The 13,654-nt window shown below is 64.1% G+C and carries 11 protein-coding genes and 2 tRNA genes; 8 read left to right on the top strand and 5 right to left on the bottom strand.

The genetic code is table 11. From position 1 onward, the window contains the following. Positions 1–50 precede the first annotated feature (50 nt). The 4 genes from AC1DS3_RS14000 to AC1DS3_RS13985 form a co-directional block, all read right to left on the bottom strand. Positions 51–905: a GNAT family N-acetyltransferase gene (locus AC1DS3_RS14000; RefSeq protein ID WP_477127382.1), complete on the bottom strand. Its 855-nt coding sequence runs from the start codon at positions 903–905 to the stop codon at positions 51–53. 137 nt (positions 906–1,042) lie between these two features. Beyond that, positions 1,043–1,519, bottom strand: coding sequence for a SixA phosphatase family protein (locus AC1DS3_RS13995; protein ID WP_477127381.1), 477 nt, complete (start codon positions 1,517–1,519; stop codon positions 1,043–1,045). Between the two features lie 408 nt (positions 1,520–1,927). Continuing rightward, complete coding sequence (gene infA / locus AC1DS3_RS13990) at positions 1,928–2,149, bottom strand: translation initiation factor IF-1 (protein ID WP_006157708.1); 222 nt, start codon at positions 2,147–2,149, stop codon at positions 1,928–1,930. Positions 2,150–2,897: 748 nt separating this feature from the next. Next, positions 2,898–2,974: transfer RNA gene (locus AC1DS3_RS13985), tRNA-Pro, on the bottom strand. A gap of 398 nt (positions 2,975–3,372) precedes the next feature. Between AC1DS3_RS13985 and AC1DS3_RS13980 the strand changes: the two genes are divergently transcribed. The 3 genes from AC1DS3_RS13980 (at position 3,373) to AC1DS3_RS13970 (ending at position 5,845) form a co-directional block, all read left to right on the top strand. Beyond that, entirely contained in the window at positions 3,373–4,590 is a 1,218-nt protein-coding gene (locus tag AC1DS3_RS13980) for a GGDEF domain-containing protein (RefSeq protein WP_477127380.1), read from the top strand. A gap of 128 nt (positions 4,591–4,718) precedes the next feature. Further along, positions 4,719–4,795: transfer RNA gene (locus tag AC1DS3_RS13975), tRNA-Arg, on the top strand. A 162-nt stretch (positions 4,796–4,957) separates the two neighbouring features. After that, on the top strand, positions 4,958–5,845 hold the full coding sequence (locus AC1DS3_RS13970) for an alpha/beta hydrolase (protein WP_441636899.1): 888 nt from the start codon (positions 4,958–4,960) through the stop codon (positions 5,843–5,845). Positions 5,846–5,948: 103 nt separating this feature from the next. Here AC1DS3_RS13970 and fabI read toward each other — a convergent pair whose 3' ends face one another. After that, on the bottom strand, positions 5,949–6,737 hold the full coding sequence (fabI, locus tag AC1DS3_RS13965; protein ID WP_441636897.1) for an enoyl-ACP reductase FabI: 789 nt from the start codon (positions 6,735–6,737) through the stop codon (positions 5,949–5,951). A gap of 238 nt (positions 6,738–6,975) precedes the next feature. On the opposite strand from fabI, the gene AC1DS3_RS13960 reads away from it, so the two are divergent. From AC1DS3_RS13960 to AC1DS3_RS13940, 5 genes are all read left to right on the top strand, one after another. After that, complete coding sequence (locus tag AC1DS3_RS13960) at positions 6,976–8,856, top strand: extracellular solute-binding protein (RefSeq protein WP_477127393.1); 1,881 nt, start codon at positions 6,976–6,978, stop codon at positions 8,854–8,856. 18 nt (positions 8,857–8,874) lie between these two features. Then, positions 8,875–9,927, top strand: coding sequence for a microcin C ABC transporter permease YejB (locus tag AC1DS3_RS13955; RefSeq protein ID WP_477127379.1), 1,053 nt, complete (start codon positions 8,875–8,877; stop codon positions 9,925–9,927). Next, a complete protein-coding gene (locus tag AC1DS3_RS13950; protein WP_477127378.1) occupies positions 9,924–11,051 on the top strand; it encodes an ABC transporter permease in 1,128 nt (375 codons plus the stop codon). The genes AC1DS3_RS13955 and AC1DS3_RS13950 overlap by 4 nt, the downstream gene beginning before the upstream one ends. A 110-nt stretch (positions 11,052–11,161) precedes the next feature. Next, entirely contained in the window at positions 11,162–12,802 is a 1,641-nt protein-coding gene (locus AC1DS3_RS13945; protein WP_477127392.1) for an ABC transporter ATP-binding protein, read from the top strand. Positions 12,803–13,088: 286 nt separating this feature from the next. Further along, positions 13,089–13,654, top strand: a 566-nt coding sequence (locus tag AC1DS3_RS13940) for a C40 family peptidase (protein WP_477127377.1), incomplete at its 3' end; no start/stop codon positions are given.

The following is a 13,654-nucleotide window of genomic DNA, read 5'->3' as shown; positions in this document are numbered from 1 at the left end:
GCTTCGACCAGCGGGGCAAGCCAATGCAGGCGGCGAGCGCCCGCACAGGCTCAGGCGTCGCGGTTCAGGCCAAGGAAGTGGCGCGCATAGCGGGGGTTCATGTCGTTCACGCGCAGCAGCGTGAGGAAGTCCGCCACGTTGAAGTCGGGATCCCACGCCGGCATGCCGCAAATTCGCGCGCCTAGCCGCAGGTAACCCTTGATCAGCGCCGGCGGCTCTACGTCCAGCGTCTGATTGAGCTCGTCGATCGGCAGAGGCAGGCGCGGGAACGCGTGATATTCGATCGGCGCCAGGGCGCGCTCGGCGAAGACCCGGTACAGGCTGGCCGCATAGTGGCCGCCATCGCTCATCGGCACGCTCGCGCATCCCAGCATCGACTCGATGCCCCAGCGCTGCAGGTACTCGCCCAGGCCGCCCCACAGCGCCATGATCACGCTGCCCGAGCGGTAGTCGCGGTGCAYGCACGAGCGGCCCAGCTCCACCATCTTGGGCTTCAGGTGAGCCAGGCGCACCAGGTCGAACTCCGACTCGGCATAGAGGCAGCCGATGCGCTTGGCCTGGTGGGGCGCCATCACGCGGTAGGTACCGACCACTTTGAGCGTGGCTGTATCGCGCACGATCAGGTGGTCGCAATAGGCGTCGAACATATCCACGTCGAGTTCAGGCCTCGACGGGTTCAGCCTGGCGCCCATTTCTTCGGCGAAGACCTTGTAGCGCAGGCGCTGCGCTTCTTCTACTTCATCCTGGTGGCGCGCCCACGCCACACTGAAAGCAGGCTGGTCATGCGCTTGTTCATGTGTTTGTGCAGGTTGCTGGCGATGAAGACGCCTCCGCGCCGAATGGCCTGACAGGCCACTGGGCAGGGAATCGAACAACGGCTGGGTGGGCGTCGGGAGCTCTCGCATCAGTATGTCCTTTCGGTGACGAAACTGTTGCGGTCGAATGTAGAGAGGGCAGGTGACAGTGCCGTGAAGCGGTCGTGACGGTTCAGTGACAGCGGCCCGGAAAGCCGGGCCGCGCCGTTGCGGGGTGCAAAAAAATGCTAGAGAAACTCCGGATTGATGACAGCGCGCAACACGACCTGCGATTCGCTTTCGCGTGTGCGTCCCGACAGCCACCAGRTGCCGCTCTTGCGCACGCTCCAGTTCATTTCCGAGCCCGCCAGCAGCAAGCTGGCAAGTTGGCCAAGCCAAGGCTGGTGCCCGACCAGCACGGTGTGCTCGGTGCCTTGGGGCCAGTCGATCGCGGCCAGCACCGCGCTGACATCGGCGCCCGGGGCAAGCTCGGGCAACACCTCTGCGTTCTCGCGCAGGGCGGCGGCGGTTTCGCGCGTACGCAGGGCCGGACTGCAGGCCACCCGCGTACCGGGAGGCAGATGGCTGCGCAGCCATGCGGCGGAGGCATCCGCCTGCTTATGTCCGCGTCTGGTCAGGGGGCGCTGCAGGTCGGCATTGCGGGAAAAGCCATGCGCACCAGACAACTCTTCGGCTTCGGCATGACGCCACAGGATCAGGTTCATGGGGGCGGTGTGCTCAAGCTAAGAGGGGAAGGGAGAAGGGAAAACGGGAAATGGATATTTCGAGTATGGCCACGCGCGCAGGTACGTGCAAGACGGGCAAACACCGGGCGGGAGCGCAGCATGGCACTGCCAAATGACACGCATGTGGCGAGTCATAAGTGGCGGAAGCGGTGGCAGCCTGGGGGGAAGCGATAGGGGGCGCGATGGCCGGCAAGCCACCCGCATCGACCCGCGCTCCACACCCAAGGCATCAGGATGGAATAGCCATCATGATTGTTTCAGTGGAGCCACTATTGCCGATGCGTGCGGGTGGCAATGGCCAGATGTTTCCCAGGGCGGGACCGCCGCGATGCGGTGCCCTGGAATGCGGTCTAGCGCAACGCTCGCCGTGGGCGAGCGTGGAAGAGATCAGACTTTGTGGCGGAAGTTGATGCGGCCCTTGGTCAAATCGTAGGGCGACATTTCCAGCGTCACGCGGTCACCAGCCAGAATGCGGATGCGGTGCTTCTGCATCTTGCCCGAGGCATAGGCCCAGATTTCCACGCCGTTTTCCAGCGTCACGCGGTAACGGTTGTCCGGCAGGGCTTCCGAGACAACACCGCCAAATTCGATAAGTTCTTCCTTAGCCAATCTTCTTCCTTTACGGCAGCCTTGGGCTGCATGAATTTAGGTAAATCCGGTGTGGCGAGCGCCGGCATGGCTGTATGCTCGCGAGGTCCGGGTGCCAGCAGTGACAAGCGCCGGCTTGCTTGGTTGCGCCTTGAAGTTGCGGGAGGCAAGCTGACCCGGACCGGCACGGCAAAAAAGCGCGTGCAAAAAAGTCCACGTTAGGGAATCGCCAGGGGGCGCGTCAGTGCCCGGCCGATTGCCTTGCCGGTTGCGGCCCAAGCTAATGCGGCCGTGCTACCGTGATAGGCGCGGGGGTAATGAAGCGGGCAAGATGTTCCCGGTGGCTTGCCGAACTGCGCTGGATACTGCGCAACAGTGTGATGGCTGCATTCCTCGGCAAGGGCGCCCGGTTACAGGGCATGCTGCATAAACCCCGGGCTAACGCGCGATTATATCATGGGTGTGCGGTTGAGGCGTGGCGCGCGCGTGGTCGTTCTACCCGGATATGCCCGCGAAAACAAGAGAAAAAGCCCGCCGCCGGGTGGGTTGCGGGCCTGAAAGTGGTGCGGGCGGTTCGCGGACCCGCCCGCTGCCAGTGTCTGTGTTTCAAGCGCGCAGGGGATCCCATATTCATGGCATTGCCATTGGGGTGCTGCGGTGCAGTGAAGTTGGCTGGCCGGCGCAGTGGCCGGCACTAACCCAGGAAAATCAGGCAACAAAAAAAGGCTTAGACCTTGCGGTCTAAGCCTTTGATCTTATTGCTAAATACTGGTCGGGGCGACATGATTCGAACATGCGACCCTCTGATCCCAAATCAGATGCGCTACCAGGCTGCGCTACGCCCCGAAGCCGTGGATTGTAGCCCGGCGTCGGGGGCGGGGTCAAATTTTACTTTTGCACCGACCCAGCGAGGCGCAGGCCGGTGTGGGGCTTGCCGTGGGATTTGATGGATAAAAGGTTCGCTTGACTTGGTCGCAAGCGCTGACATAATCCGCACACCGCAGCGGCCAGGCCCCGCGCCCGGTCAGGCGCGCAGGCAATCCGTGCCGCTAGCGGGACTGGCGCCGAACATGAGAATAAGAGTGCCCTCGCCACGATCGCGAGGCCCAGCCCCTGTCCGCCGGGGCGCATGAAGACGGTCAGAAGCTTAAAAAGAAAGAATGGCGAAAGCCTCGGGTCCGCGCGGGTCCCGGGGCGCATGGTGGCGTGACGGAACGCTGCCTGCCAAGTTGGACGGGGAAATCATGTTTCAGTCGCAGGTTAGTGTGCTGGTCGCGGGCCTTTTCGGGCTGCAGATGGCGGTGGTGTTCGCAGTCTTGCAGCGCACACCCGGCATGGGCCGCGCCGGTTTGAATTCTTGGGTGGCTGGCGCGTTGCTGGTCACCGCAGCCACCGTCTTGCTCGCTGCGCAGGACTATCTGCCGGAATGGCTTACGCTCGGTCTGGTGGATCTGGTCATGACGGCGGCTTTGTCCTTGATGGTCCATGGCACGCGCCGTTTTTTCGGCAAGCGCGKGGGGGCGGCCGCGCTTTGCTTGCTGAATCTTGCCGTGCTGGCCAATGCCGCCTACTTCGATTGGGCGGGCGTGTCGCCGGCGGAGCCGGCGCTCGTCTTTAGTCTGGCCAATACGTATCTTCCGCTGTCATTGCTGCGCGTGGTGGCGCCGCAAGTGCGCGCCAAGCGCGGCACCGGCCGCCTGGCGGCGCTGTCGCTCGGGCTGATCGCGCTCGCTTGCGCGGCCATGGGCCTCTATCAATCCATCGACCTCAAGCTGCTGCCCGCTGGCCTTGCCTGGCTGGCGAAGCGCCCGCCCCGGGAAACCTTTGCCGTCCTGCACGCCTTTGGCATTGTCAGCCTGGCCGTGAGCTTCGCGCTGCTTGCCCACGATAGCCTGCGCCGACGTCTGGAGCGCCGCGCCAGTTATGACGACCTGACTGACGTCCTGTCGCGCGGGCCCTATTGGGAGGCGCTGGAAGAGGCCTGCAAGCAAGCGGACCGCCAGCAACGCCCGCTGACTGTGGCGTTCATCGACCTGGATCATTTCAAGGCCATCAACGATCTCTATGGCCATCTGGCCGGCGACAGCGTGCTGCGCCACTTCAGCGGCCTGCTGCGCAAGTCGGTGCGCGCGGACGATTTCGTCGGCCGGCTGGGTGGGGAAGAGTTTGGCATCGTGATGCCCGGCACCGCGCTGGACCAGGGCCGGGCGATCAGCCTGCGCTTGAGTGCACTTGTGCGCACCACACCGTGCCCCTCCGAGCCGGATGCGATTTCCTATACGGTCAGCATCGGCATGGCCGAGCGGCTGCCGGGGGAGGGGGCTGATACGCTCATGCGCCGCGCCGACAACGCGCTCTACGATGCCAAGACCATGGGGCGCAACTGTGTGTCCACGCAGCCCATCGAGCGGCTTGCCGATATGGCGACGACACCGCGAATGCGGGTTTCGCAAGCCTCTTGAGCCGGGCTGTGCCAGACCACATGCCGACACGGTAGGATCGGCCGCGGGGCTGAGGTAGAATACCGGGCTTCGCATGCCAAGCGTTCAGCGGCATGCCAAGTCCTCTGCATTTCAGTAGTTCCTCCTGTCCGCCCTTAGCTCAGTTGGATAGAGCACTCGCCTTCTAAGCGAGCGGTCACACGTTCGAATCGTGTAGGGMGGACCATTTTCTCCCGCATTCCTCCATTCCTCAGCATTCTCCATCGCCCAGAGGCGCCATCGCATCGCGAACTCGAACGATGCGCTGCCGATGGCCGCCAGTCCGGTCTAATATTTCGGGGCTGCCGTGGTTTTTTCCGGCGCGGCGCCCTTGCCCGAGGCTATTCCCATGGCGAAGTTCAACACAGGTGCTGGCAGGAAGCTCCGTTACTGGCTGGCCGGAGGCGCGTGCCTGCTGATGCTGGCCGCCATTGCCCGCCATGCCTTGTTCCTGGCGGTCGAGGAGGATGCGTTCGAGCCCAAGCCGGCCGGCGTGGCTGACGCGATGACGCCGGACCGCCTGGGCGCCGCGTCGCGCCAGTTCGCGTTTGCCAGCGGCGCGCGCATGCTGCGCGCCTCTTGCGTCCTGGCTCAGGGCGGTGACGCGCCCGCCGTGCTGATCTACCACGGCGACGAGGAAAACTTGTCGGACTGGGCCAGCGCGCAGGCGTTGCTCTACCGCAATGGGATCTCGTCCTGCGTATTCGACTACAGCGGCTATGGCGCCAGCGGCGGCAAGCCCGGCGTGCTCAACCTGCATGAGGACGGCCTGGCCGCGTATGGACAGTTCCTCGCCATGACGCCGCGTGCCAGCCGGCGCTATGTGATGGGCTTTTCGCTGGGTTCCGGGGTGCTGTTGGACGTGATCTCCGCCTTGCGCCCGGCGCCCGCTGGCCTTGTGATTGCCGCCGGCTTCACATCCGCACGCGAGGCGGCGGTGGTGACCGGGCGGGTGCCGGCGTGGATGGCCAGGCTGCTTCCGGAACCGTGGGACAACGAGGACCAATTGCGAAAATCCATGCTGCCACTGCTGCTTGTGCACAGCCGCGCGGACGAAGTGATTCCCTTTGCCTATGCCGAGCGGCTGGAGCGCGCCGCCGGTGGCCCCAGCTGGCTGGTGGCGCTGTCGGCGCTGCCGCACGATGCGGCGATCCAGCCGGAGCGGCAGGACGCGTTCTGGGCGCCTATCGTCGCCTATCTGCGCTCGGGCCGCCTGGCCGGGCAGGGCGACGAATAGGCCGCGCGCGCTGTGCCGCCGGGCGGGCACGAAAAAGGGGCGTCGGCCAAAGCCGTACGCCCCTTTTTAGCAATGGCCGCCGCGCGAGGCGGCCGTGCCGGGATTACGCTTCTTCGGGCAGGCTCGCCCCTACCGTATTGAAGCCGGCATCCACGTAGGTGATCTCGCCGGTCACGCCGCTGGACAGGTCCGACAGCAGGAAGGCGGCCACGTTGCCGACCTCGTCGATGGTCACATTGCGGCGCAGCGGCGCTGCCTCCTCGATGTGGCCCAGCAGCTTGCCGAAGCCCTTGATGCCGGATGCGGCCAGGGTCTTGATCGGGCCGGCGGAAATGCCGTTGGCACGAATGCCGCGCGGGCCCACCGAAGCGGCCAGGTAGCGCACGCTGGCTTCCAGTGATGCCTTGGCCAGGCCCATGGTGTTGTAGTTCGGGACCACGCGCTCCGCGCCGAGGTAGGTCAGCGTCAGCAGCGAGGCCTTGTCGGACAGCATGGGCAAGGCGGCCTTGGCCAGCGCGGGGAAGCTGTAGGCGGAGATGTCGTGCGCGATGCGGAAGGATTCGCGCGAGAGGCCTTCCAGGAAGTCGCCGGCGATGGCTTCGCGCGGGGCGAAGCCGATCGAGTGCACCAGGCCATCGAGCTTGTCCCAGCTTTGGCCAAGCGCGGCGAAGGTGGCGGCGATCTGCTCGTCGCTGCCAACGTCGCAATCGAATACCAGGCTGCTGCCGAATTCCTTGGCAAAGTCGTTGATGCGGTCCTTGAACCGCTCGCCGACATAGGTGAAGGCGAGCTCGGCGCCTTCGCGCTTGCAGGCGGTTGCGATGCCGTAGGCGATCGAGCGATTGGACAGCAAACCGGTGATCAGGATTCGCTTACCTGCGAGAAATCCCATAACTTCTCCAATGATGTTCGAGGTGGACGGGCACGTTTCGTGCAATGGCGTCCGGGTTGCGGCGCGCACCGCGCGGCGGCTGCTTTTCAGCAGGCTGACGACCGGCAAAACAGCGGTGCCGCGTACTGGAATGTCCGGATGGCTGGATGCCAGCCGAACCCATGTAAAATTGTCTCATAACTTGACCGCGCCGCCGAAGGCTGCGGACGATCCGATTCAGGTGGAGGACCCAAACCGGATGCATATTCGCGCACGTAGACCGCTTCAGGCGGCATGGCAGCGCTTCCGCACAGTTGCGGCGCTGGGCTGTGGATTAATAGCCCTGTGTACCGCGGGTTTTCCCTTGTCAGCCGGAGCCGCCCATGGCTTCGCACAGTATGGCGGCCTCAAGTATCCCGCCGATTTCACCCATTTCGACTACGCCAACCCGGACGCGCCGCGCGGCGGCACGCTGACGCTCGCCAACCCGGACCGCCGCACCAGCTTCGACAAGTTCAACCCGTTCACGCTCAAGGGTACCTCCGCCCCGGGCGTGAACGCGCTGATGTTCGAGTCGCTGTTGATTGCCAGCAGCGATGAAACGGCCAGCGCTTATGGCTTGCTGGCGGATGACGTGACCGTGGCGCCGGACGAATTGTCCGTTACCTTCCACATCCGGCCGCAGGCGCGTTTCAGCAATGGCGATCCGGTGCTGGCCGGCGACGTCAAGTACTCCTACGACATGCTGATGAGCAAGGCATCCAGCCCTGGCTACCGCAGCATGTGCACCGACGTGAAGGCCGTCACGGTGGTGGATTCGCGCACGGTACGGTTCGATTTCAGGCAGCGCAACATCGAGCTGCCGCTGATCGTTGGCTCCTTGCCGGTGTTCTCCAAGAAGTGGACCGCCACGGTGTCGTTTGACAAGCTGACCTTCGAGGATCCGGTGGCCAGCGGACCCTACCTGATCGAGCGCTACGATGCCGGGCGCGGCATTACCTTCAAGCGCGACCCGTCGTACTGGGGCAAAGACCTGGCGGTGCGTCGCGGCACCTTCAACTTMGACCGGGTGGTCTATCGCCTATACAAGGACGAGACCGCCAAGCTCGAAGCCTTCAAGGCTGGCGAGTTCGATGCCATCGTCGAGTACAAGGCCAAGAGCTGGGCCAAGAGCTACGAGGGCAAGCGCTTTTCCAATGGCGAACTGCTCAAGACCGATTTTCCGCACCGCAACGGAGCCGGCATGCAAGGCTTCGTCATGAACATGCGCAAGCCGATGTTCCAGGACGTGCGGGTGCGGCAGGCCCTGATCCTGGCGCTGGATTTCGAGTGGCTCAATCGCCAGCTGTTCTATGGCGCGTATCGCCGCCTCGATAGCTGGTTTTCCAACAGCGAGCTGGCCGCCAGCGCCACGTTCGACGGCCGGCCCGGCCCCGGCGAGCTGGAACTGCTGGAGCCGCTGCGCGCGCAACTGGTGCCCGAGGTGTTTGGCCCCATCGTGTCGATGCCCACAACCAATCCGCCGCGTTCGCTGCGCGACAACCTGCGCGATGCGCGCCGGTTGCTGGCACAGGCTGGCTGGACCTACGCGGATGGTGCACTGCGCAATGCCAAGGGCGAGCCTTTTGTCTTTGAGTTCCTGGACGACGGCGGGGCCATGAGCCGCGTCATCACCACCTACGTGCGCAACCTGGAAAAGCTGGGAATCGAGGTGAACCAGCGCACCACCGATTTCGCGCTGTACCAGAAGCGGCTGGAAGACTTCGACTTCGACATGGTGTCGATCCGTTTCCCCGATTCGCAGAGCCCGGGCAACGAGCTGCGCGACCGCTTCAACAGCGAGGCGGCCGGCACGCCCGGCTCCGACAATCTGTTTGGCCTGAAATCGCCGGCGATCGACCGCTTGGTGGACAATGTCCTGCACGCCCATACTCGCGAAGAACTGGTCAATGCCGGGCGCGCGCTGGACCGCGTGCTGATGCACGGCTACTACATCGTGCCCAACTGGTACAGCGCGTCGCATCGAGTGGCATACCGGAAAGAGCTGGTCTATCCGCAGCGCCTGCCGTACTACTACACGGCGGAAGGCTGGATCCTGAGCAACTGGTGGCGTGCCGACACCAAGCCAGCCGCACAATAAGCGCGACAAGGAAACAAGATGCTCGCCTATCTGCTCAAGCGCGTACTGTTGATGATCCCGACACTGCTCGGCGTCATCACCCTGACTTTCGCGGTGATCCAGTTCGTTCCGGGAGGGCCGGTCGAACAAATGATGCTGGAGCTCAAGGGACGGGGTGGCGGTGGCGGGGAGGCCAGCGGCGGCGGCGCGGAGTATCGCGGCCGGCGCGGCGTGGACCCCGACAAGATTAAGGAGATCCAGGCCCTGTATGGCTTCGACAAGCCGCCGCTGGAGCGCTATTTCATGATGCTCAAGCGCTTCGCCCAGTTTGACCTGGGGCAGAGCTATTTCCAGCACCGCAGCGTGTGGGAACTGGTGAAGTCGAAGATGYCGGTCTCGGTCAGCCTGGGGCTATGGACCTTTTTCCTGACCTACCTGATATCGGTGCCGCTCGGCATATCCAAGGCGATCCGGGCGGGCAGCCGCTTCGATGTCGTGACCAGCATGGTGGTGCTGGTGGGCTATGCCATTCCCGGCTTCGTGCTGGGCGTGCTGCTGCTGGTGCTGTTCGGAGGCGGTACCTTCGTGCAGTGGTTCCCCTTGCGCGGCCTCACATCGGATAACTGGGACCAGCTCACGCTGATGGGCAAGGTGATGGATTACCTGTGGCACCTCGTGCTGCCGATCACCGCCTCGGTGGTGGGCAGCTTCGCGGTCGTCACCATGCTGACCAAGAACGCGTTCCTGGAAGAGATCCGCAAGCAGTACGTCCTGACCGCCCGCGCCAAGGGGCTGGCGGAGCGGCGCGTGCTCTGGAAACACGTCTTCCGTAACGCGCTGATTCCGCTCGTGACCGGTTTTCCGGCGGCCTTCATCGGTGCTTTCTTCACCGGCTCGCTGCTGATCGAAACCCTGTTTTCGCTCGACGGGCTTGGCCTGCTGTCCTACGAGGCGGTGCTGCGGCGGGACTATCCTGTCGTGCTGGGCACGCTCTACCTGTTCACSYTGATCGGSCTGGTGACGCGSCTGATYTCSGAYGTTTGCTATGTGATGGTCGACCCGCGCATYCACTTCGAGGCGGTGCACCGATGAAATTCAGCTCGCGCACGCTCCCCAACGGGCTGCCGCATTCCCTGTCACCGCGCCAGCGCGCCTGGCAGCGCTTTCGCCGAAATCGCCTGGGCTACTGGAGCCTGATCCTCTTCGTCGCCATCTTCCTGCTGAGCATGGTCGCCGAGACCCTGTCCAGCGACCGGCCGCTGGTGGTGAAGTACAAGGGCGAGTGGTATTTCCCCATCGTCAAGACCTACGCCGAGAGCACCTTCGACGGGGACTTTCCCACCAAGGCTGACTATCTCGATCCGTTTATCCACGACCGCATCACCAGCAACGGCAATTTCGCCATCTTCCCGCCCAACCGGTACTCATACGATTCGATCAACTATTTCTCCAAGGAGCCGAACCCGGCGCCGCCTTCCGCGGAGAACTGGCTGGGTACCGATGACCGCGGGCGCGATGTGCTGGCGCGGCTGCTCTATGGGTTCCGCGTCTCGGTGCTGTTCAGCCTGGCGCTGACGTTGATCGGCGTGGTGATCGGCACCTTGACGGGCGCGCTGATGGGTTTCTTTGGCGGGCGCTTCGATCTGATCTCGCAGCGCGCCATCGAAATCTGGAGCTCGATGCCCGAGCTCTACCTGCTGATCATCTTCGCGTCCATCTTCACGCCGAGCCTGGCGCTGCTGATCATCCTGCTTTCGCTGTTCGGCTGGATGGGTTTGTCCGACTACGTGCGCGCCGAGTTCTATCGCAACCGCTCGCTCGACTACGTCAAGGCGGCGCGGGCGCTGGGACTGTCCAATGTACAGATCATGTGGCGCCATATCCTGCCCAACAGCCTGACACCAGTCATCACCTTCCTGCCATTTCGCATGAGTGCAGCCATCCTGGCCCTGACCAGCCTCGACTTCCTCGGCCTTGGCGTGCCACCCACCACGCCGAGCCTGGGCGAGCTGCTGGCGCAAGGCAAGGCTAACCTCGACGCCTGGTGGATTTCCTTGTCGACCTTTGCCGTACTAGTGGTGACGCTGCTGCTGCTGACGTTMATGGGCGACGCGCTGCGCGACGCCTTCGATACGCGCCTGGGCCTGGCCCAGCTGCGCGGCCGTGTTGAGCCGAAGGCGCCAGAGGGTTCTCCCGCGGCCGAGGCGGTGTCATGAGCGCAATGCAACAAGCCACACAGGCCGCACAAGCCGCACGGGCCACGCAAGCCAGCGCCAACGACCCGACRCAACCCGCGCAAGCCAAGGGGGATGCCGGCGGCCCGCTGATGTGCATCGAACGCCTGTCGGTCACCTTCGGCCATGGCGAGGGTGCCACCCKGGCGGTGCGCGATGTCAGCTTCGACCTGCGCGCCGGCGAGCGCTTCGCGCTGGTGGGCGAGTCAGGCTCGGGCAAGACTGTCACGGCGCTGGCCATGCTGCGCCTGGTGGACGACGCGCGCTACCAGGGCTCGGTGCGTTTCGAGGGGCGCGACCTGCTCAAGGTGTCGGAGCGCGAGATGCGCGGCATCCGCGGCGCCGACATCGCCATGATCTTCCAGGAGCCGATGACGGCGCTCAATCCGCTTTACACGATTGGCAACCAGATCGTGGAGACGCTGGCGCTGCATGAGGGCCTGGACCGGCGCGCGGCGCGCGAGCGTGCCATCGCGTTGCTCGAGCGCACGGGCATCAGCGACGCCACGCACCGTTTCGACAGCTTTCCCCACCAGCTTTCGGGCGGCCAGCGCCAGCGCGCCATGATCGCCATGGCGCTGGCCTGCCGGCCCAAGCTGCTGCTGGCCGACGAGCCCACCACGGCGCTGGACGTTACCATCCGGGTCCAGATCCTGGAGTTGCTGCGCGACCTGCAGGCGGAGTTCGGCATGGCCGTGATGCTGATCACGCACGACCTCAACCTGGTGCGGGCCTTCGCCCAGCGAGTGGGGGTGATGGAGAAGGGCGTGCTGGTCGAGGTTGGCGAAACTGCCGCGGTCTTCGCAGCGCCCCAGCATCCTTACACCCGCAAGCTGATCGACAGCCGGCCGCGGCGCGAGGTGCTTCCGCTGGTCCCGCTAGCCCCCGTGTTGCTGGAGGCGCGCGGCCTGTGCGTGAACTATGCGCGCAAGCGCCGCGGCCTGGCCGGATGGTTTGGCCGCGACCAGTTTGCCGCCGTCAAGGACGTGAATTTCGCGCTGCGCGAGGGCGAGACCATCGGCATCGTGGGCGAGTCGGGCTCTGGCAAGACCACGTTGGCCCATGCGGTGCTGAACCTGCAGCGCCGCGGCGCCGGGGATATCCAGTTCCTGGGCAAGAGCCTGGACGAGGTCTCCCGGCGCGAGCGCAGCACCTTGCGCTCGCGCCTGCAGGTGGTGTTTCAGGATCCGTTCGGCTCGTTGTCGCCGCGCATGACCATCGAGCAGATCGTGGGGGAGGGCCTGGCCCTGCACCAGCCCGGCTTGTCGCGCGATGCCATGCGCCAGCGCGTCACCGAGGCGCTGCGAGAGGTAGGCATGGACCGCACTGCCCTGGGGCGGTATCCGCACGAGTTTTCCGGTGGCCAGCGCCAGCGCGTTGCCATCGCGCGCGTGCTGATCCTCAAGCCGCAGGTGCTGGTGCTCGACGAACCCACCTCGGCGCTCGACGTATCCATCCAGCAGCAGGTGCTGGCGCTCCTGACGCAATTGCAGCGCAAGTACAACCTGAGCTATCTCTTCATCAGCCACGATCTCGCCGTGATCCGCGCCATGGCGCACCGCGTCATCGTGATGAAGTCCGGCGAGGTGGTCGAAGCAGGGGATACCGAGGCCGTCCTGGGTGCTCCGCAGCACGCATACACCCGCAAGCTCATGATCGCGGCCGAAATTGGTGCGAGCGACCCGACGCCGCCACAAATTGGTGCAGCCGAGCTCAGGGTGTCACCCGATTGACCTGCGGTTGACATAATCAAACCGAGAAAGCATCTGCGACTTTCGTCGTATAGCCTTGATTGCAAAGCGTTTTATTTGAATTTTGTAACGAACTTTGACATGTGGATGACAACCTTATACCATCCGGCGAGAACTATTTTCGGGGGTGGTTAGCACGTCGCTTATGCGTGTGGCGAGTGGTTTGCATCACTTGGTCCGCTTTTTGCGTGCGAGTCATCCCATTGATTTCAAGCCCGCCCGGTGCGTTTTCCCGGGGCCGGTCAAGAACGATTCATCAGGAGAACCAATGCAGCGAATGCTTCATTCCCTGGCGCGCGGCGCCGTAGGAATTGCCATTGCCTGCGGTGCCACTCTATCGAATGGAGTGCTGGCTGATACGGTGTTCAAGGATCCCGACGCCCGCATCGATGCACGTACCGAACTGAGTGCAGACCCACATCCGGAAGGCAAGCGCGGCTTGCTCTCTTCGGTAATGAATTCCACCAGCCATGTGGCCAGCAAGGCCGGCGACCTGGTCATGAATGCCCTCGGACTGATTGGCGTGCGCTACCGCTTCGGTGGCAACAGCCCCGAATCGGGCCTGGACTGCAGCGGCTTCGTTCGCTACGTGTTCAATGACACCTTTGGCTTCGTGCTGCCGCGCCGCTCGGTCGAGATGAGCCAGGTCGGCACCACCGTGGCATCCAACGACCTGCGCCCCGGCGACCTGGTGTTCTTCAACACCATGCGCCACACCTTCTCGCATGTTGGCATCTATATTGGCGACAACAAGTTCGTGCACGCGCCGTCCACCGGCAGCAAGATCCGCGTCGACGACATGCGCGCCTCGTATTGGGTGACACGCTATAACGG

It is taken from the genome of Cupriavidus sp. 01L46 (assembly GCF_056399905.1).
Note: the sequence above shows the minus strand (reverse complement) of the source record. Positions and strands in the feature narration are given on the sequence as shown.